This window comes from Priestia sp. USM5 (assembly GCF_058323215.1).
In genome coordinates this window covers 2,452,159-2,471,284 of sequence record NZ_JBSGKN010000001.1, presented here as the reverse complement: position 1 = coordinate 2,471,284, position 19,126 = coordinate 2,452,159, and the positions used below count along the sequence as shown (strand labels likewise).

Sequence of the window (19,126 nt, the reverse complement as noted above, 5' to 3'; positions counted from 1 at the left end):
GGCAGCACATCCTATACAACGAACTTTTCTTTTGAAAAGGGCGCTGTATTTTTTTTTGCTAAAAATAGAATGTTTCTAAGTGATATTCCTTTTAATGGTATAATAGTTAAGTGCTGTAAGGTATACATATAAAAATCACAAATACTTTAAAGAGAAAGGGTGAGGAAATATGGAAAACGAAAGAATAGAAGAGCTTGAACGAAAAATAAGCAGTTTAGAAGAAGACGTAGCCAAGCTAAAGTCGCTTGTATATAAAACAAATTCTCCAAGACCACCAGTTCACGCTCCTCCCAAGCTGCGCCAGGAGACGACTAAACGTCCTGCTCAAACAGCAGCTAAAAGCTCACAGGCAATAGAAGAGCCTGTTGATTGGGAAAAAGTCCTTTTTCAAACATGGCTGCCGAGAATTTTTATTTTCGTATTTATTATTGGCGTGCTATGGGGATTTAAAGCAGCCTCTGACTATGGATTAATGAATGAAAAAGCAAAAGTTGTTCTCGGTTTCGTTGTTTCGATAGGTTTTGCTGTAACAGGTCATTTCCAAATCAAAAAGGGTAGGCTGGTGCTCGGGCAAGTACTTGTAGGAGGAGCTATTCCTATTCTCATGTTAACGACGTTTGCGATGCATAGCCTATATCATTTAGCAGGACCAACGCTTGCTTTTATACTAAATACGAGCTGGATTATCTTAGGGATGATCGCGACAGTCTTTTATCGTTCACAGGCATTAGGGATTATTAGCGCGGTTGGAGGCGTACTAGTTCCTTTTCTTATTGAAAGTAATTCGCCTAATGCTCTGGTTTTCATTGGCTATGAAACGCTTCTGTATATTGCCTTTTTATATGTGGCAATCAAACAAAAGTATTCAATTTTATATGTTCTTTCCGCGGTACTATTAAATCTTACGCTACTCCTTTATTACTCGTTTGTTGGTGATAATGGTGTAAAAGCGTTATTAGGTATGGCGATTCTGATTCAGCATTTATGCTTAATTTCTAGCTTTTTTCTATCACAATCCGTACTCCAAGTATATGCGTTTACCCTTCTATCGAGTTTAGCAGCTACGTACGGCTGGCTGCTTGCCGTTTTTGACGATGGCACGACCACCATGGTGCTGCTTGCGCTAGTTATTATTTACGCATTAGGTGTTTACACAGTAAGAAGTTCTAAGGAGAAATTTGAATTTTTTATTACCTATTTAATTGTTGCAGTAGCGTTTTTTATTCATCAGCTCGTCGATTTAAGAGAAGGAGTCATTTTATATGTGATTCAAGGACTTGCTGTTTACTATATCGCCATGACGTATAAAAATCTACTTCATCAACTGTTTTCTTATACGATTTATATACTGAGTGCCACGTATATCTTAGTTACACCAATCGAACAAGTGCTGTCCCTTCCGACATTAAATTGGGTTGTTGTGTTAGCTTCTATTCTAGTATTTGTATGGATCAGTATTCAAAAAACAGAAAAAGATGAGCACGATACATTCAAAATTGGAGGAAGTATTGTTTTTTCTATTCTTTCTTTAATTTTTGCAACGGAAGTGACGGTCGCTGGAACCACTGATCTTTCCGCTAATACACAAACGCTTATTATGACGGCCGTTTGGCTATGCTTGTCCATTGCTGCATTCGTAATAGGATCACTTCGAAATTTTAAAACAGCAACATATGTCGGCGTGGGCATTTTGTTCTTAACACTTTTTAAACTCGTTTTATATGATTTACCTTTTATCCCAATGGCTATACGAGCCTTGTTATTTATCGTTTTAGGAGCTATCGGTTTAATTATCTCGCGACTATTTTATAAAAAGAAGTAGCTAGAAGCTGAAGAGAAATTCTTCAGCTTTATTTATTATAATATGGTTATGTAAACTTAATCTTGAAGTCGTACAAAAAGTATACAATCATGTATAATGGAACAAGTGAATTGGAGGTATACATAAAATGAAATCACTTGTATTAGCAGAAAAGCCAAGTGTAGCACGTGATCTTGCGCGCGTGCTTGGCAGCACACAAACAAAAAAAGGGTATATTGAAGGGCCAAAGTATGTCGTAACATGGGCACTCGGCCATTTAGTTGAATTACAAACACCAGAGGATTATGATAACCAATATAAAACATGGCGATTAGAAGATCTGCCAATTATGCCTGAGAAAATGAAACTAAAAGTAATTCGTAAAGTGAGCTCTCAGTTTCGTACAGTATCCGATCTAGCAAAAAGAAAGGATATTGGCGAGTTAATTATTGCGACTGATGCAGGGCGTGAAGGAGAGCTTGTAGCACGCTGGATTATGGAAAAGGTACGCTGGAACAAGCCGTTTAAACGTCTTTGGATTTCGTCTCAAACGGACAAAGCGATTCGTGACGGGTTTAAACAGCTAAAACCAGGAAAAGAGTTTAATCGTTTGTATGATTCAGCAGTTTGCCGTTCAGAAGCCGATTGGCTTATCGGTTTAAACGTAACGAGAGCGTTAACGACTAAATACGAAGAACCATTATCAGCAGGACGTGTACAAACACCGACGCTTGCGATGATAATTGAGCGTGAACAAGTAATTAACACATTCAAACCTAGTGAATATTGGACGCTTACAGCTCAGTTTTCGTCGTTTGAAGCAGCTTGGCAAAAGGGCAATGAAAAGCGCATTTTTGATGAAAAACGTGCAAAAGAGCTGCACTCAAAATTATCAGGTGAAGCAGTTGTGAAAACAATCAAGCGTAAAATCCATAAAGAAGCGCAGCCGCTTCCTTATGACTTAAATGAACTGCAGCGCGACGCTAACAAACGCTTTAACTTCTCTGCTAAGAAGACATTGAATGTACTTCAAAAGTTATATGAACAGCATAAGTTAGTCACGTATCCACGTACAGATTCTCGTTATTTAACAACAGATATGGTTTCCACTATGAAAGAGCGCTTGGAAAGCATCTCTGCTGTATATAAAGAAGAAGTTCGTCCAATTTTAAAAAATGCACAGCTGCCAAAGCGAGTGGTTAATAATGAAAAAGTAAGTGATCACCATGCGATTATCGTAACGGATCAGCCTGTGTTTTTACAGGACTTATCAGCTGATGAACGAAAGCTGTATGACTTAATTGCAAAGCGATTTATTTCATTGTTTTATCCTGCATATGAGTATGAAGTGGTTAAAGCAGAGCTTGAAGTAAACGGGGAACTGTTGGTAGCGAGCGGAAAGCAAGTTGTGAATGCAGGCTTCAAAAAAGTTTCTGGTGGAGACTCAGAAGCAACGGTGAAGCTGCCTGATATGAAAGAAGGCAGCAAGCTGCTCATTCAAAATGTAACGATGAAAAGTGCATTTACAGAGCCGCCGCAGCGCTATACAGAAGCCGATCTTCTTGGACAAATGGAAAAACACAACTTAGGTACGCCGGCAACACGCGCAGATATTATTGAAAAACTTCTGCAAAACGAATCCATTGATCGCCAAAATAACCGTCTGCACGCAACAAAAAAAGGAAAGCAGCTGATTGACTTAGTAGCAGACGAGTTAAAGTCTCCTGAGCTTACGGCTAAATGGGAACGTGACTTAGAAGCAATTGCTAAAGGAAAAGGAAATGCAAAAGAGTTTTTAACGAATATTCGCGAACAAACAGAAAAGCTAGTCAAGCAAGTAAAAACAAGTAATCAAACGTACAAACCTCATAATTTAACGGGCTCTAAATGTCCGGAATGCGGTTCGTTCTTAAAAGAAAAGAAAACAAAGCAAGGAAGAGTGCTCGTTTGTTCAAGCCTTGAGTGCAGCTATAGACGCGCAAAAGACCCTAAACTATCGAACCGACGCTGTCCGCAGTGTCATAAACGAATGGAAATTCATTCAGGAAAAGCAGGTACGTATTTCCAATGCCGTTCATGTCAAGTAGTGGAAAAAGCCGAGGATAAAAAGAAAAAGATTTCAAAACGAGAAGAACGAAAGCTTCTTAACAAATACAACGATGACGGAGCATTTGGTTCAAGCTTGGGAGATGCTTTAAAACAAGCTCTTCAAGATAAAAAAGATAAGTAAAGTAGAAAAGAGACTAGGACAAAAAGATTTTAGACAAAGTGAAAAACGAACCATTGATCAAGATGTTTGATTCGTGGTTCGTTTTTTTGTTGTGGTAAATGTAGGTTTCGTGTGTAGGTCTTTCTAGCAGTTGATTGGAGGACAAGGCGAAGTCTTGCACGGAAATCAAAGGCGGTGTCCAAAGTGACTCCGCTCATGTGTACTAGTTGTTTGTTTTTAGAATGGATTCGTTTCGTTATGTCTCGTCCTCTTTTTGGTATAATACGGATTGAATCATAAGTAAGGTGGCATGGAACAATGAAAAGAAAAAGCAAGGGAATGGATCGTTTAATTGCGTTCTTTATAGCAGGAGCGATGGTACTAATCATTTTAGCTATCTTAATGGGAAGCTACTTTTTTGGTTTTATAGGCTTCCTTAGAGTGATGGGAGTGGAGTATGACTCTTACTGGGCCATATGTTTATTTCTATTTTTTATTTTTGTGTTTGGCTCTATCACAGAGCTTTTTTCAAAGGCGCTTATTTTTTTAATGAAGAATGCTAGGATGAACAGAGTATTATTTGTAGCATCTGCAGCTTTTGTGGACATATTTTTTACTTTTCTATCGGTTTATATAGCAGACTTGCTTGTAAGCGGAATCCGTGTATCTATTTTAGCGATGATTATTTTATCCGGTTTATTTTTTTTGTTAGAGAGTGCATTGGATAGTGAGTTTCTACGTAAAAAAACAAGCTGATGAAATTGTTCATCAGCAGCGCATCAACAAAAAAAGTGCATCATATCAAGCTTCAATGCTATTTAAAGAACTCTGTAACATATTTTTTTAAAAAAGTATGTGATTTTTTTCACATATCTCTTGAAAAAGAACAAACATGTTTGTATAATAAGAATTGTAAAAGATATGTGAAACATTTCACAATATATGTGAAAAACTTCACAAATTATATTTTCTATAATCCTAAGGGGGATATCATCTATGAAAATTGCAGTAGTAGGGTGTACACATGCAGGAACAGCAGCAGTGAAAAATATGGCAGAACTTTATCCAGAAGCTAAAATTACAGTTTATGAGCGAAATGATAATGTTTCATTTTTGTCTTGTGGAATTGCGCTCTATGTAGGCGGGGTCGTAAAAGATGCAAATGGTTTATTTTACTCTTCACCGTCTGAATTGCAAGAGATGGGTGTAAATATGAAAATGAAACATGAAGTGACGAATATTGATACAGAAGACAAAAAAATAGCGGTGCGAAACTTAGAAACAAACGAAGAATTTGAAGATACATTTGATAAATTAGTGATGACGACTGGATCATGGCCGATTATTCCAAACCTTGAAGGCATCGATTTAAATAATGTTGTGCTTTGTAAAAACTATCAGCATGCTAATCACATTATCGAAAAAGCAAAACAAGCAAAAAAAATCGCCGTAATTGGTGCGGGTTATATTGGTGCAGAATTAGTAGAAGCCTTTGAAGTGTATGGAAAAGAAGTCACGTTCATTGATAGTGCTGATCGTATTTTAAATAAATATCTTGATCCAGAGTTTACAAGCTTGATGGAAACGGAATTTAAAAAGCGGGGAGTTACATTAGCATTAAACCAAGCGGTTACTAAATTTGCAGGCAGCGATGGATCTGTTGAAAAAGTAGTGACAACTGCAGGTGAATATGAAGCGGATCTTGTTATTTTGTGTGTTGGCTTTCGTCCAAACACAGACTTAGTAAAAGGGCAGGTAGACATGCTTCCAAACGGCGCAATTGTGGTTGATGAATATATGCAAACAAGCAAAAAAGATATATTTGCGGCCGGAGATAGCTGTGCGATTTACTACAATCCGATTAAGAAACATGCCTATATTCCGCTTGCTACAAATGCGGTTAGAATGGGAACATTAGTTGCTCAAAACCTTGTTAAACCGACGATCAAGTATATGGGAACACAAGGAACATCAGGCTTGCATATTTATGATTACAATGTTGCATCTACCGGCATAACTGAAACAGCGGCTTCTCTTTTTGATATGAATGTGAAAAGTATCACAATATCAGAAAATAACCGACCAGAATTCATGCCAACGTACGAAAATATTACGTTAAAAGTAGTATATGAAGAAGAAACGAGACGAATTGTAGGTGCACAGGTTATTTCTAAAATTGATGCTACTCAAGCAATTAATACATTGTCCGTATGCGTACAGCAGGAAATGACGATCGATGAGCTTGGCTTTATGGACTTTTTCTTTCAACCCCACTTTAATAAGCCTTGGCATTTCTTAAACCAAGCAGGGCTTCAAGCGCTTCAAGCATAAAAAAAGAGGCTGGGACAAAAGTAGTTGAGTCCAAGTAAAAAACGAACCATTCATCAACCTGTTCGATGAGTGGTTCGCTTTTTTTGTGATGGTGTACATCGTTTTATTTGTTTCGTTCCTTCTAGCAATTGATTGGAGGGCAAGGCGAAGACTCCTGCGGGAAAAGCGGAACAGGTGAGACCCCGCAGGAGCGAAAGCGACGAGGAGGCTCAGCGGCCGCCTGCGGAAAGCGAAGCCTTGCACGGAAATCAATTGCCGTGTCATAAGCAGTCCAGAGCTCATGTATCTCATTTGTTCGTCTTTCGATTGGATTTATTTCGTTATGTCTCAACCTTTTTTTATGTGGATTTTATTATCTTTTTTATTTTTATTTTAGCTGGTTTAAAACGAATCCATCCTATGATAAGAAGAATAAAAGGATATAAAGCTCCCATCAAAAAACTATAGGGAATCCACGTTTCGGCTAACCATGTTTTTTGATAGGTAATGGTTGGGTACACAATAATGGAAAAAGTCGTAACAATTAATCCCATCGGTAACGTTAGAAATCGAGTTTCATTGATGTTAAAAATATGACAAAGTCCAGCGATGGAAGCATGAAAATAAAGAGAAACTTTAAAGAAAAGAGTAAGAAACCATATAATGGCAATAATTACCTCGATTCCTTGCAAAAAATTTCCCACCTCAATTCGCTTAGCCATTTCATATACGGGAAACATGGTAGTTGAAGAATGATAAGAACCAATAACGATTATACAAGAAAAAATAACAATTATCATAATAAATCCACCTAGCAGGCTGCCGCTCATTAAAGCTTTAGCTCCTTTTTCAGGTTTTCTTAAATGAAGGGGGAAAATCATCATCAAAGGAGCAAAAGTAAAATAAGTAATGCTAAGAAAGATAAGAACCGAATGAGTCAGCGGCTTTAAGTGAATGTCCATTAAAGGCATAAGATTTTCAAGTTTCATTTGAGGAGTTAGTGAAAAAATAAAAATCCCGAGAAGGCCAACAAACCACGGGAAAAAGATTTCACAGCAGCGTGCAATTGTTTCTAGCCCGAGTCTTGCCCCGAAAACAACCACAAGCATAAAAATAATGTGAATAGCAAGCAGCGGCGTTTCCATCATAATATGGGTATTTAAAAAACTTCCGACGTAGTATACAATGCGGCTGCACGTTATGACAGTAGATAGGACAAATAAACAAGATACACCTTTTCCTAGATATTTTCCAAATACTACATCATTGATTTCTACCAGATTTTTATCTTTAAATAAAAGTCCGAGAGCTATATATACTTTCACTAATACAAATCCGCATGCTACTCCAAGGATAGCCGGAATCCAAGCGGTTTGCTTAGAATCAACAGTCATAGCCGCTGGAGCAATAACAATTGTGCTTCCAATTGTATAAAGCATGACGAGCATGCGAAATTGAATCGTTGAAATTTTAACTACAGGTTTCACGGTATTCACTTCCTCGTCTTACGTATTAAGATAATAAATGAAGTAAAAATATGCTGATTGGTCTAAAGATAGCAGCTGATAAATCAGAAGGATTTGGAACATACAAACCCAGTGCTTTACAGATGCTTACGGACGTTCCAATTACAAGAACTGTGTAGAATAGCCATAATTCTTTCTTCGCTTTTTTTTGCCGTAAGTTAGGTACTTCAAACCAAATGACGAGCGTGCAAACAATAAGTAACCCGAATACCCCTAGCATAGACTAGCTCCTATACATGAATAATTAATGTTATATTTTCCAGAAAAATAACTACTTATACTGAAGGTGCATTCTCTATTAAAGGTTTTTGATTTTTTAGTCGCTGTTAGAAGAATGCTGCTTTTTGTTTTGAATAAATCCTGCAATTAAAAGGAAAAGAGGATATAAGATGCCTACAAGTAAGCTGTAGGGAATCCACGTTTTTGTATCCCAATCTTTTTGATAAGAAACGCTTGGATACACAATAAGGGAAAGTGTAATCATGATGAGTGCGACTGGAAAAGAAAATAGCTTGTAGTCCTTTATATGAAATACATTGGCAAACCCCAAAAGAGTAGCGTAAAAGTAAATGCAAAGCTTAAAAAAGAGAGTAATAAACCACAAAATAGCAATGACTACTTCAATTCCTTGAAGAAAGTTTCCTACATCAATTCTTCTTCCTAATTCATAGCTTGGAAACATGGTGATTTGGGAGTAATAAGGACCAAGCACTAAAATTCCGAGTAAGATTAACGTAACCATCACTAGTCCACCGGCTATATTCCCTATATAAAAAGATTGAGTGGACTTTTTTGTGTCTGGTGTATGGGAAGGGAAAATCATAAGCAGAATCGTATAAGTCAAAGAACTCATGCTTAAAAACGTTAAAACAGCCCGAATAAAAGCTTTTGGATGTATTTCGAACACAGGCTGAATATGCTCTATTTTAATTTGCGGAATCATAGACAAAATCAGAAGTCCGAACAATCCGACAAACCAAGGGAATAAAATCTCGGCACTTCGTGCAATAACTTCTATTCCTAGGCGTACTCCTACGATAACCACACTCATAAACGCAATGTGGATGGCTGTAAGCGGCGTGTAGGGAAGAATTTGTGTAGTGAGAAAATTCCCTACATAGTAAAGAACTTGACTGCTGATAAACAAATTGGATAATACAAAAACAGCAGAAACAATCTTTCCAAACAGTTTACCTAAAATTTTTTCGTTCATTTCCATCAGCGTAAGCGTTGGAAACATTTTTCCTAGTGAGGTAAAAAGCAAAACTAAGCCAATTCCTGATGCTACACCGAAAAGTGCTGCAATCCAGGCGTCTTGATGAGCATCAGCCGTAATAGCAGCAGGCACAACAATAATTGTGCTTCCGATGCTATATAAAGTTACTAGCTTGCGAAATTGCGCAGCCGAAATATTGATTTCATTAAGCAAAATGAGCACATCCTTTTGCCATATACACGAATTAAGTGATCCAACGGAATAATAAGTGACTTAAAGGCTGAAACATTGCTTCTACCCAATCAGAAGGGTTCGGTAGAGGCAGCCGAAAGATTTTTGCAAGAGCGATCATGATACTGATTGTCATGAATACAATAAAAATTTTCCGTTCTTTTTTATGAGAGTGTTGAGGTAATCTTTTTATTTCCATCCATATAACCCCTGCACAAATGATCAAAAAGGAAAGAAACAAGTGCATGCAGTCAACCCCAATATATTTTGACGTTCAAATAGGCTATTCGTATGATGTCCGCTAAAGAAAGTGATTATACATTTATGTAAAATATAGAAAGTATTTCAAGGGATAAAAGATATCATTGGACGCTCTTAAATAATAAAGGAATTTGTTATGCGGAATATTTACGCAGCTTCAACCTATCGAAACGTCGTATGAATAAGTGGAAAAATGCCACACTATAGAGTGAACAAATGGAAAGGAGCACTATGATGAAAAAATTCCCATATAACAAAGATAAACAACAATCATTTCAAGCAGCACAGCAGGGGCATAAAGAAGCAGTAGATGCATATGAACAGGCAAATGAAGCTAAAAATGATGCATCGTATGGACATGAAGCGAAGCAAGCGATAGGTGAAGTGAACGAAGCCTCTCAGCAAATCGAAAATGCGCTTGAAAATGCTTCTGAAACACAGCGTCAGCGTTTAACTGAGTTTCAGCAAGACATAAAAGATATGGAAAACGACCTTAATCAATAAAAGAGTAGCTGTTTTACTTAGACTTACAGCAGGTTCACAATAGAGTATAAATTGCAAAAGCAGAAGATAATGAACTTCTGCTTTTTTTTATTGGCAGAGTGAATGTAGGTTTCGTGTATATAATGGCTTTTAGCAGTTGTTTGGAGGGCAAGGCGAAGGCTCCTATAGGGAAAACAGAATAGGTGAGACCCTGCAGGAGCGGAAGCGAAGGCTTGCACGGAAATCAACAGTAGTGTAACAAATAATCCATCGTTCCATTCTTATTTTAAAAGGTATAGAAGTTAAAAAAGTAAGAATCCTAATAAAAACAGAACGATAAGAATGGAAAGGGATTGTGACAGGAAACATGCTAATAAATATACTAATAATGATTGTCGTATTGTACTTCATATATGTATTCGTAACTGCAGTGGTACTGTTTTATGTCCCTTTGCACAAGGGAAAAGACTTAAAAGTAATGAATACTGAGAATTTTTACGGAAAGAAAGAATCCACAGACCGTGTTATGCTTTTGGAAAACGGTTATTTTTCAGGGCTTGTTCGGATGCAGATGATTCAAGAAGCGAGGCATACAATCGATATTGCGTACTTTTCCATCGGCAAAGGTCGTTCGTCGGATTTACTTATGGGTGCTTTATTCGAAGCTGCGGACCGAGGTATACGTATTCGAGTGCTGTTAGACGGGATCTCTCATGGGCTAAAAGGCAAGAGAAAAAATGTTCTTTATGCTCTAGCTTTCCACAATAATATTGAATTAAAGTACTATGAGCCCTTTACTATTCTTAAACCTTGGACATGGCATAACCGTCTTCACGATAAAATAATAGTAGTCGATGGCCAATTAGGTATTAGTGGAGGACGAAATATCGGAGATAAATACTTGGCCAGTCAACCGGATAAAAATTTTGTCTATGACCGTGATGTGCTGATTTATAATACAAAGCAAGAAAGTAATAGTGTCATTCTCTCAATGGAGAAGTATGTAGAGAAATTATGGAACCACCCGTATACGCGCAAAGCTTTTCCAAAGCTCAAGAAAACTAAACAATTTCGTGGCCTTTCAGGAAAGAAATTGTTAATAGATCAATACGAAGAGGCCAAAAAAGCAAACGAACCCTTTGTCCATCCTTATATTGTATGGAGAGAATCAACGATGCCTACAAGAAAGGTTTCTTTTATTGCAAACCCTATTCAAAGAATGAATAAAAGCCCTTTTATATGGAAAACGTTTATTAAGCTTTTTGAGCAAGCTGAAAAATCCATTGTCGTTCAAAGTCCTTATATTGTACCAACAAAAGAGATGGAACAGTATATAGATAAGTCAGTAAAATCTAAAGTGCAAAGAATTATTTTAACGAATTCTATTACGTCCACTCCGAATGCTATGGCTTTTTCTGCATACTTAGGAGTGAAAAACCGCGTCATAAAAGCGGCTTCAAAGCTTTATGAATATCAACAGCCTTATTCCATTCACGGGAAATCCGTTGTTTACGACCAGCGTTTGAGCGCAGTTGGTTCTTTTAACTTAGATTCACGTTCTGTATTTTTAAATACTGAATCTATGGTTATGATAGATAGTGAAGAATTTGCAGCCGAGCTAACAGGGGCTATTGAAACTAAAATTTCTCACAGTACGCTTGTGGGAAATGAGGGGGAACCTGTGGGTTTTAATACGGATTCTCAAAAAAACGTGCCTCCTGTAAAATCTGCACTCCTCCATATTCTTTCAGTCTTCACGCGATTTTGGAGACATTTTGTATAGTTCTGCACTTTTCCTGAAAAAGTGCTTTTGCAGAAAGCTTATAAAAATAAATGGTAGAGGATAAAAGGTGCTGCAACTGGTGGTGGGAAGTGTGAAAAGCTGTGATATGCCTCACAGTTTTTTTGAAGTCGCCAGTACTAGTCATGATTCATAAAAAGACCTATTGACGAAATTCCATATATGTTTTATTATAATATAGCGTCGTCAATAAACGAGGTTCTTTTGAAGAAATCATTTCTAGGGGCATAGTTTAAAGGTAGAACTACGGTCTCCAAAACCGTCAGTGTGGGTTCGATTCCTACTGCCCCTGCCATTTTGGAGTTATTTTTCAATTCACACGCGGGTGTGGCGGAATTGGCAGACGCGCTAGACTTAGGATCTAGTGTCTTATGACGTGGGGGTTCAAGTCCCTTCACCCGCATCTTTACTTTTATATATTGCGCGGAAGTAGTTCAGTGGTAGAACACCACCTTGCCAAGGTGGGGGTCGCGAGTTCGAACCTCGTCTTCCGCTTCTTTTCAAAAGCAGTTTGCATGTGCAAACTGCTTTTTTTGTTGTAGAAATAAAGATTTTTACTATGCTGTTTTTAATTAGAAATAGTTTATTCAATCAGTGCTGCTTATACGTATTGCTTTCATGAATATACACATATTATTGGGGTTACATTAAAAGCTAATGAACGATACGTGAAGACGTCTAATATGGTTTTTAAGATAGGGGAGAGTCCTATGGAATCTAGTTGGTTTTCAATTATACCGTTTTTAATTGTTATTCCAATAGCTATTTTCACCAAACAAGTGCTGCCAGGGTTGTTTTTAGGCTTATTAGTAGGCGCTTATTTGATTGATCATTCGATTGTCGGAGGTGTTGAAAAGTTACTTCACTACGTTGTACAAGCTCTTAGAAATAAAAGTAATATAGAAATCGTTGTCTTTTTATACGCGTTTTCAGGGCTTATCGGAATGATTAAGATGGCTGGAGGAGTTAAAGGTTTTGTGGAAACAGCTGCAGAAAGAATTGATACAAGAAAAAAAGCTCTTATTTTAACCTATGTTTCAACCATTGGAACATTCAGTGCTCCCACCTTTCGTTTTGTGACGATCGCGCCCATTATGAGAGCGCTGCTGAAAAAAGTGAAAATGACGACAGCAGAGCTAGGGTTTGTTATTGAAACAACTGCTACTCCTGTTATCGTCTTAATTCCCGTGGCAACGGCATTTGTGGGATATATGGTCTCAATCATTCAAATGGCAATTGATCATCAAGGCATAAAACAAGACGCTTATTCTTTGTTTATTCAAAGCATTCCTTATAATTTCTTTTCGATTGTGATTATTTTAGTAGGGATTTATTTCAGCTTTTTTCATCATTCAACGTCTACGGCTCCTATGAAGCTCGAGGAAGAAGACGAAAAAGATTGGCATGATTGTCATCCTTGCGTATCGAAGGATTTGCCTTCTAAGCCTTGGAATTTGTTAGTACCTTTACTTGTTGTGATTTCACTTACCTTACTTTTAACATGGTGGAGTGGACATCGTAAGAGTCACACCTTTTTTGAAGCATTTATTAAAGCAGACGTGTTAGAAGCGATGGTAGTAGCTTTAATTATGACTACGTTAATTACCCTCATTTTTTTCTTGTTTCAGCGCTTTACATTACAGAATTTGCTTAATGGTTTTATCACAGGAGGCAATGACTTGATGTCCGTTATTTTGTTGTTATCGGTAGTATGGGGATTATCCGCTGTTACAGAAGACTTAGGTTTTTCAAATTTCGTGACGGCACATTCTAAGTGGATTCCTCAAATGTTTGTCACTCCGTTCATGTTTATCTTTGGAGCCGCTATTTCTTACTTTATCGGATCTGCTTGGGGAACGTGGGGGATTTTAATGCCGCTTGGCGTATCGCTTGCAAGTTCTGCAGATCTTTCTTTGCCGTTAATTATCGGTGCGGTGTTTGCGAGCGGTTCCTTTGGAGCGTTTTCTTCACCTTTAAGCGATGATACGAATACCATCGCCAAAATATTAGATTTATCTGTTATTGAATATGCCAAATATAAATTAAAGCCAGCTTTAATTGCAGCGGGAATAACAGTTGCTTTCTATCTTGTTGTATCTTTCTTATTTTGAATGAGAAAAATAGCCGTCTAGTATCAATTTTTCATTTTTTTTAATTTAAAGTATGCATACAGTCCTAATGACAGGCACACTAGGATGATACAAGTAAGTGGAAATAAGATGGTATTAACAAAATGATCATAAAACCATATATACACGCACATCACCTCAATAATTTTAACGCCATTTTTTTATTTAGTAGAGATACACTATCTGTGCTGCTTCTTCCTATTCCTTAAAAATGCGATAATCAGAAGCAGTAGGGGTATGATAGAAAATAGTGGCATATGTAAAAGATATCTCGCAACGTGTAATCCTTCATAAAGGTGTTCTTGAAAATTGCTAGCGATTGTAATCGACAAAAATAACACAATGATGCCCAAAGGATAAGCTAGACGTGAAGGAGATTTAATTTTAAATAAAGTAGCTGTACCTATTATAGAAGCATAAAACAAGATGCTAACTTTAAAATAAATCCCGATAACCATCGCGAACATAAAAAATACATCTAGACGCTCTAAAAAATCAGCTACTTGGATCGTTTGGACAGTACTAAGAAGAGGGAACTGTGATCTTGTCGTCAGATCAACTCCAAGCACACTAATGTTAATAATCATTGTAATAATTAAATTAATTCCGCTTAATCCCGTTGCACATATCATGGTAACACTTGCTTTTTTAGGATTACTTAAGTAAGGAAGAAGCATGGTAAATACAATAGCCTCTGTGAAAGGAAAATACAGCGTTTCGGTTAAAGCAACTTTTGCAACAGGGAGCACTCCTTCTTTTAATACCGGCTGTAAATTCTTGAAATCAATTAACCCTGAGCTAATAATTAAAATGAAGCCTGCAACAGCCAGAAAATACATAAAAATAAACAGAAGCTCTCCTGATCTCGCTATCGCTTCAATTCCTTTTCGGGTAATATAGATAATGACCAGCATCAATAAGGCATTGGCAATAAATAGAGGCGTATCGGGATAAGCAAAAGTAAGAAGCATCTCTCCGAAATCTCTTAGAACTCGTGATGCATCGTATAAAAAATAGACAATGTATACAAATGCAAGAAGTGTTCCCAATACCTTACCTAAAATTTTCTGCATATATTCTGTAGGCAGGAGGTCCGGATAGTAGGAATAGAGTTTATGATAGACTAAAAAGAAAAGAAAGCTACACAGCATTCCAATTAAAATAGCTAGCCATGCATCTTGCTTCGCTCCCATTGCAAGAGGGACTAATAGAGCGCTTCCCAGTTCAAATAAAACCATGAGAATAAATAATTGAGTGGCGCTAATTTTTGCTTTTTCCATATACCCAGTACCTCCTTATCTTAGTGTTGTTTTTCTTTTACGCTAGAAAGAAATGACTTATTGCGCAGACCTGTTCGGCGAATATAAGCTTCTACCGTAACGTCTACATCTAATTTTGGAAAGTAAACGTCATCCCATTCTGATTTGAGTTTTTCCCACTGATTGGGGCGTGTGCGTTCCAACGCTGCTCCAAAACCAAAAATGTCAACTTTGTCTGTCTGAGCTTGTTTAATAGCTGTTTGTAATTCTTTTTTTATTTCTTTACCTGCAGCTTTTTCCATTTTTTTGATTACAGCAGGTTGACGTGTATCAACAGGGACCTCCACTTCTCCAAGATCGCCTTCTACGCGAGTGTGAACGGACGCATAAGGTTTTCCTTTTATCACCTTTACAGATACATCCGTTTTTTGACGAACTGTTTGATAGGCAAGCGCTTCTTTTTTTCCTTTCCAATCTACATTAATATCGGTTCCTTGTATTTTATCAAGGATCCAAACGCTTCCTCTGGCTGGACTATTGTACAACCAGTCGATTAACTTTCCATTTTTAAAAACAGCAATGCCAGAAGCACGAAGGGTAGCTTCTGGTGCGCTTTGCTGGAGATTATCTAATTTTTCTGCTTGTTGAGGATTTCCAACTAAACGAAAACCCGATACTAGCGCTTCTCCTCCGGGAGATTCAAGAGATCTCATGACTTCTTGAAAGGGAACCTTTAGGTTTTCTCCCCATTTTCTTTGAGTGAACTCCAGCGTTTTCATAATTTTGTTTGCTGGAATTTTATCGACAGGCGTTAGTGCTTTTACCAAATCAGCAGCACTTGACTGGTTTGCGATGACTAAGGAAGTCGTAATTCGAAACTCAGGATCGCGATCAATAGAATCAATAAGAATGTTAATTCCTTCTTCACGCGCTAGTTTTTCTCCAATCACGACTAAGTTAGTATGGGCATAATAAAGTCTTCGGGAAATTCTAGCTGAAGCGCGTCTGCTTGCTTCAACTAAATTATCACCGGAAGCAGAATAGATCGTAACAGGCGGACTTTGAGTACCGCCGCCCCCTTGTAAGCCAGCTACATTTCCTGGGTTAATAATTTGAAAGGTAAGCTCATACCGCCCATCTTTCGTTTTATCAATGCCCATTGCCGATACAAATGCAAGGTCCGTTAACTCTTTTTTACTCCAGCAGCTAGTAAGCAATACCATCATTATGGTCATTACCAGTAAAAATAAACTTTTACGTTTCATTTTGATCATCTTCTTCCAATTCCTGATTAATCATGCCTCTTGAAGAAGGAGGCTCAGGCTTTTGATGTTTGCTTTGACGAACTTTGTTATCACTAATTAATTTAGGTCTTCTTCTCATCGTCCACCAAGGTAACCGCAGCAATGTATCTTCATTGCTTGCAGGAATAAAGGGTGCTAATGGCGTCATGTAAGGAACACCAAATGAACGTAAGCTGCACAGGTGTCCAACCCCTATTAAAAGAATAAGGATAATGCCATAGAAACCGAATGTAGCCGCGCCTAGTATAAATAAAAAACGAATTAAACGCGCTGAAATAGCCATATCGAAAGACGGTGTGGCAAAGCTAGCAATGGCTGTAATCGATACAATAATAACCATCGCTGGTGAGACGATTCCTGCTTGAACCGCCGCTTGCCCAATAACAAGAGCTCCGACGATTGATACAGCAGAGCCGATAGCTTTTGGTAAACGAATCCCTGCTTCACGCAAAATTTCAAAGGTGACTTCCATAAAAAAAGCTTCCACGAACGCGGGAAATGGAACGGATTCTCGCTGTGCCGCAAGAGCTACGATAAGCGTTGTAGGTACCATCTCTTGATGAAATGTCGTAACCGCAACATACGTAGCAGGAGCGATAAGTGAAATCATAAACATAAACACCCGCAAAAGACGAATGGATGTGGCAATATCAAAGCGTGCGTAGTAATCTTCAGCCGATTGGAAAAATTGAATGAACAATGCTGGAGCAATAAGTACAAAAGGAGTTCCATCCACAAAAATAGCAATTCTTCCTTCCAAAAGGTTACCCGCCACCACATCGGGTCTTTCTGTGTTGTAAATAGTTGGAAATGGAGTGGCCGTTTGATCTTCAATTAGCTGCTCAACATAACCTGATTCCAAAATACTATCAATATCAATGTTTTTTAATCGCTTTCGAATTTCTTTTACAACTTTATCGTTTGCGATGCCATGAATATACATAAGAGTGACATCCGTTTTAGTTACCCGGCCAATCTTCATCGATTCTAGCCATAAGTCAGGTGTTTTAATAATTCGGCGAACCATGGCTAAGTTTGTGCCAATAGACTCAGTAAAGGCACCTTTTGGTCCCCGCACTACCATTTGGGTAGTAGATTCTGAAATAGCACGCTTTTCACCGCCTTGTGTACTCACGCTGAGTACGCGGTTTATGCCATCGACAATAAGAAGGCTGTCTCCTGACATCAAAGAAGAAAGTAAATCATTCCAGTTGTCTGCAAACGATACGTTGCCAATTGTTACGATGTCTTCGGAAATTAACTCTAATGCATTTTGATCGTTTAGGTTATTTTTTTGATTATCTTTCATAAGAGACTGCAGTAAGTAATCTTGAATAGCCTGATTATCTACAATCCCTTCTATGTAGACGATAGCAGCAGCCAAGCTGTTATTGACACCTAGTTTAAAATGACGAATCACAATATCTGAGCTGTTTCCAGTTTTCTCTTTAATGAGGGTAAGATTCTCAGACAGCAAATTCTTAAGAGAAGAAGCTGTTTGTTCGCTGCTTGTTTGATTTGCCTGAGGTGGAAGTTTACTTTTAGACTTTTGATTCTTAAAGAACGAAGGCATAAATGAAAGCACCCTTACTTTAGTTTTTATTAATTTGACCAAAAACCGTATAATTATGTAATTTTTAACAAAAAATCTTTTGCATGACGGTAAATGAAAATGACGACCCTATGAGGTAAGTAACGATTAGGTAAGGAGAGAAAATAATGAAAATTATTGGAGTTAGCCTGCTGCTATTTGGAGCTGTGATCGCTCTTTCTGTAGGAATTGATCTTTTTCAAGGAATGAACGTACTGCAGGCACTATACAATGCTTTAAGCACGTTTCGTGTAATGGAAGTGGCCGAATTATTTGTCCTTTTTTCTCTTTTGTTTTTCTTTTTCGCAGAGTCACTTTACCTTGTTTTAAAGAAGCGTCAACAAAAGCACTAGTAACTTGGTGCAAAGAGGTTTTTATATCTTCACTATCGAAACAAGCGTATAGAAAGATAGCTTTGAGATAGGGGAGAAACACATGAACATTGAGACTAGCAGACTACTAATACGCAAATTTAAATATGAGGATTGGCAAGATGTCTACACATATACATCTGATGCTACTGTCATGAAGTACATACCAGAAGGTGTTTTTAGTAAGGATAATGCGAAGAAATTTGTAAATGAAAATATGAAAGAAAACGTTAAAAATTTTCCAGTTGTATTAAAAAACGAAAAAATCTTAATAGGTCATATCGTCTTTTTTACCTATTTTGGGGACCATACTTATGAAATTGGCTGGGTATTTAATTCTCTCTATCATCAGAAAGGATATGCTTCAGAAGCGGCAAAAGCAATAGTGGACTATGGCTTTAACATAATGAAACTGCATCGGATTATTGCTACTTGTCAACCTGAGAATACGTCTTCTTATCGTGTTATGGAGAAGATCGGGATGAGAAGAGAAGGGTATTTTAAAAAATGTATTCCAACTGAAAAAGGATGGTGGGATGAATATTATTACGCGATTTTAAAGGAAGAGTGGAAATGAGCTTTACTTTTATGCAATTACATTTTCCGAGTTATAAAGACGAAAACAAGCCCGATT

General features: G+C 37.6%; 17 protein-coding genes and 3 tRNA genes. 13 read left to right on the top strand and 7 right to left on the bottom strand.

Annotation, left to right across the window (positions count from 1 at the left end; translation table 11 throughout):
* Positions 1-169: 169 nt before the first annotated feature.
* The 5 genes from ACWATA_RS13360 (at position 170) to ACWATA_RS13340 (ending at position 6,607) form a co-directional block, all read left to right on the top strand.
* On the top strand, positions 170-1,822 hold the full coding sequence (locus ACWATA_RS13360; RefSeq protein WP_033578901.1) for a DUF2339 domain-containing protein: 1,653 nt from the start codon (positions 170-172) through the stop codon (positions 1,820-1,822).
* Positions 1,823-1,949: 127 nt separating this feature from the next.
* Positions 1,950-4,031: a DNA topoisomerase III gene (locus ACWATA_RS13355; RefSeq protein ID WP_033578902.1), complete on the top strand. Its 2,082-nt coding sequence runs from the start codon at positions 1,950-1,952 to the stop codon at positions 4,029-4,031.
* 297 nt (positions 4,032-4,328) lie between these two features.
* Positions 4,329-4,766 carry a YrvL family regulatory protein gene (locus ACWATA_RS13350; protein WP_033578903.1) on the top strand — a complete coding sequence of 146 codons (438 nt, stop codon included), beginning with the start codon at positions 4,329-4,331 and terminating at the stop codon, positions 4,764-4,766.
* Positions 4,767-5,006: 240 nt separating this feature from the next.
* The gene (locus ACWATA_RS13345; protein WP_028413450.1) at positions 5,007-6,341 is read left to right on the top strand and encodes an FAD-dependent oxidoreductase; all 1,335 of its coding nucleotides are present in this window, start codon (positions 5,007-5,009) and stop codon (positions 6,339-6,341) included.
* Positions 6,342-6,469: 128 nt separating this feature from the next.
* On the top strand, positions 6,470-6,607 hold the full coding sequence (locus ACWATA_RS13340) for a hypothetical protein (RefSeq protein WP_186806706.1): 138 nt from the start codon (positions 6,470-6,472) through the stop codon (positions 6,605-6,607).
* Positions 6,608-6,679: 72 nt separating this feature from the next.
* On the opposite strand, the gene ACWATA_RS13335 is transcribed toward ACWATA_RS13340, so the two are convergent.
* From ACWATA_RS13335 to ACWATA_RS13320, 4 genes are all read right to left on the bottom strand, one after another.
* Positions 6,680-7,807, bottom strand: coding sequence for a GerAB/ArcD/ProY family transporter (locus ACWATA_RS13335; RefSeq protein WP_473049919.1), 1,128 nt, complete (start codon positions 7,805-7,807; stop codon positions 6,680-6,682).
* A gap of 25 nt (positions 7,808-7,832) precedes the next feature.
* Positions 7,833-8,066: a hypothetical protein gene (locus tag ACWATA_RS13330; RefSeq protein ID WP_028413448.1), complete on the bottom strand. Its 234-nt coding sequence runs from the start codon at positions 8,064-8,066 to the stop codon at positions 7,833-7,835.
* A 96-nt stretch (positions 8,067-8,162) separates the two neighbouring features.
* Positions 8,163-9,284 carry a GerAB/ArcD/ProY family transporter gene (locus tag ACWATA_RS13325; RefSeq protein ID WP_224980117.1) on the bottom strand — a complete coding sequence of 374 codons (1,122 nt, stop codon included), beginning with the start codon at positions 9,282-9,284 and terminating at the stop codon, positions 8,163-8,165.
* A 22-nt stretch (positions 9,285-9,306) separates the two neighbouring features.
* Positions 9,307-9,492, bottom strand: coding sequence for a hypothetical protein (locus ACWATA_RS13320; RefSeq protein WP_028413446.1), 186 nt, complete (start codon positions 9,490-9,492; stop codon positions 9,307-9,309).
* Between the two features lie 296 nt (positions 9,493-9,788).
* On the opposite strand from ACWATA_RS13320, the gene ACWATA_RS13315 reads away from it, so the two are divergent.
* From ACWATA_RS13315 to ACWATA_RS13290, 6 genes are all read left to right on the top strand, one after another.
* Positions 9,789-10,058, top strand: coding sequence for a hypothetical protein (locus tag ACWATA_RS13315; protein ID WP_014460213.1), 270 nt, complete (start codon positions 9,789-9,791; stop codon positions 10,056-10,058).
* A gap of 367 nt (positions 10,059-10,425) precedes the next feature.
* Positions 10,426-11,820, top strand: a complete 1,395-nt coding sequence (locus tag ACWATA_RS13310) for a phospholipase D-like domain-containing protein (RefSeq protein WP_473050222.1) — start codon at positions 10,426-10,428, stop codon at positions 11,818-11,820.
* 239 nt (positions 11,821-12,059) lie between these two features.
* A tRNA-Trp gene (locus ACWATA_RS13305) sits at positions 12,060-12,133 on the top strand.
* Between the two features lie 26 nt (positions 12,134-12,159).
* Positions 12,160-12,241: transfer RNA gene (locus tag ACWATA_RS13300), tRNA-Leu, on the top strand.
* Between the two features lie 20 nt (positions 12,242-12,261).
* Positions 12,262-12,333: transfer RNA gene (locus tag ACWATA_RS13295), tRNA-Gly, on the top strand.
* Positions 12,334-12,548: 215 nt separating this feature from the next.
* Positions 12,549-13,949: a Na+/H+ antiporter NhaC family protein gene (locus tag ACWATA_RS13290; protein ID WP_028413444.1), complete on the top strand. Its 1,401-nt coding sequence runs from the start codon at positions 12,549-12,551 to the stop codon at positions 13,947-13,949.
* 197 nt (positions 13,950-14,146) lie between these two features.
* On the opposite strand, the gene ACWATA_RS13285 is transcribed toward ACWATA_RS13290, so the two are convergent.
* The 3 genes from ACWATA_RS13285 to ACWATA_RS13275 are packed head-to-tail and all read right to left on the bottom strand — an operon-like array spanning position 14,147 to position 18,103.
* Positions 14,147-15,247: a GerAB/ArcD/ProY family transporter gene (locus ACWATA_RS13285; RefSeq protein WP_473049918.1), complete on the bottom strand. Its 1,101-nt coding sequence runs from the start codon at positions 15,245-15,247 to the stop codon at positions 14,147-14,149.
* A gap of 20 nt (positions 15,248-15,267) precedes the next feature.
* A complete protein-coding gene (locus ACWATA_RS13280) occupies positions 15,268-16,491 on the bottom strand; it encodes a Ger(x)C family spore germination protein (RefSeq protein ID WP_432231519.1) in 1,224 nt (407 codons plus the stop codon).
* Entirely contained in the window at positions 16,481-18,103 is a 1,623-nt protein-coding gene (locus ACWATA_RS13275) for a spore germination protein (protein WP_473049917.1), read from the bottom strand. Before ACWATA_RS13275 ends, ACWATA_RS13280 begins: the two co-directional genes overlap by 11 nt.
* 146 nt (positions 18,104-18,249) lie before the next feature.
* On the opposite strand from ACWATA_RS13275, the gene ACWATA_RS13270 reads away from it, so the two are divergent.
* Positions 18,250-18,474 carry a YczF family membrane protein gene (locus ACWATA_RS13270; RefSeq protein ID WP_325076787.1) on the top strand — a complete coding sequence of 75 codons (225 nt, stop codon included), beginning with the start codon at positions 18,250-18,252 and terminating at the stop codon, positions 18,472-18,474.
* An 82-nt stretch (positions 18,475-18,556) separates the two neighbouring features.
* Positions 18,557-19,069 (top strand): GNAT family N-acetyltransferase, encoded by a 513-nt coding sequence (locus ACWATA_RS13265; RefSeq protein WP_325076788.1) that lies wholly within the window; start codon positions 18,557-18,559, stop codon positions 19,067-19,069.
* The last annotated feature ends 57 nt before the right edge of the window (positions 19,070-19,126 follow it).

What these genes read in the sequence shown, in the direction of transcription:
- ACWATA_RS13360 (WP_033578901.1), top strand. Translation starts at nt 170, where the DNA reads ATGGAAAACGAAAGAATAGAAGAGCTTGAACGAAAAATAAGCAGTTTA.
- ACWATA_RS13355 (WP_033578902.1), top strand. Translation starts at nt 1,950, where the DNA reads ATGAAATCACTTGTATTAGCAGAAAAGCCAAGTGTAGCACGTGATCTT.
- ACWATA_RS13350 (WP_033578903.1), top strand. Translation starts at nt 4,329, where the DNA reads ATGAAAAGAAAAAGCAAGGGAATGGATCGTTTAATTGCGTTCTTTATA.
- ACWATA_RS13345 (WP_028413450.1), top strand. Translation starts at nt 5,007, where the DNA reads ATGAAAATTGCAGTAGTAGGGTGTACACATGCAGGAACAGCAGCAGTG.
- ACWATA_RS13330 (WP_028413448.1), bottom strand. Translation starts at nt 8,066, where the DNA reads ATGCTAGGGGTATTCGGGTTACTTATTGTTTGCACGCTCGTCATTTGG.
- ACWATA_RS13320 (WP_028413446.1), bottom strand. Translation starts at nt 9,492, where the DNA reads ATGGAAATAAAAAGATTACCTCAACACTCTCATAAAAAAGAACGGAAA.
- ACWATA_RS13315 (WP_014460213.1), top strand. Translation starts at nt 9,789, where the DNA reads ATGAAAAAATTCCCATATAACAAAGATAAACAACAATCATTTCAAGCA.
- ACWATA_RS13310 (WP_473050222.1), top strand. Translation starts at nt 10,426, where the DNA reads ATGATTGTCGTATTGTACTTCATATATGTATTCGTAACTGCAGTGGTA.
- ACWATA_RS13290 (WP_028413444.1), top strand. Translation starts at nt 12,549, where the DNA reads ATGGAATCTAGTTGGTTTTCAATTATACCGTTTTTAATTGTTATTCCA.
- ACWATA_RS13285 (WP_473049918.1), bottom strand. Translation starts at nt 15,247, where the DNA reads ATGGAAAAAGCAAAAATTAGCGCCACTCAATTATTTATTCTCATGGTT.
- ACWATA_RS13280 (WP_432231519.1), bottom strand. Translation starts at nt 16,491, where the DNA reads ATGAAACGTAAAAGTTTATTTTTACTGGTAATGACCATAATGATGGTA.
- ACWATA_RS13275 (WP_473049917.1), bottom strand. Translation starts at nt 18,103, where the DNA reads ATGCCTTCGTTCTTTAAGAATCAAAAGTCTAAAAGTAAACTTCCACCT.
- ACWATA_RS13270 (WP_325076787.1), top strand. Translation starts at nt 18,250, where the DNA reads ATGAAAATTATTGGAGTTAGCCTGCTGCTATTTGGAGCTGTGATCGCT.
- ACWATA_RS13265 (WP_325076788.1), top strand. Translation starts at nt 18,557, where the DNA reads ATGAACATTGAGACTAGCAGACTACTAATACGCAAATTTAAATATGAG.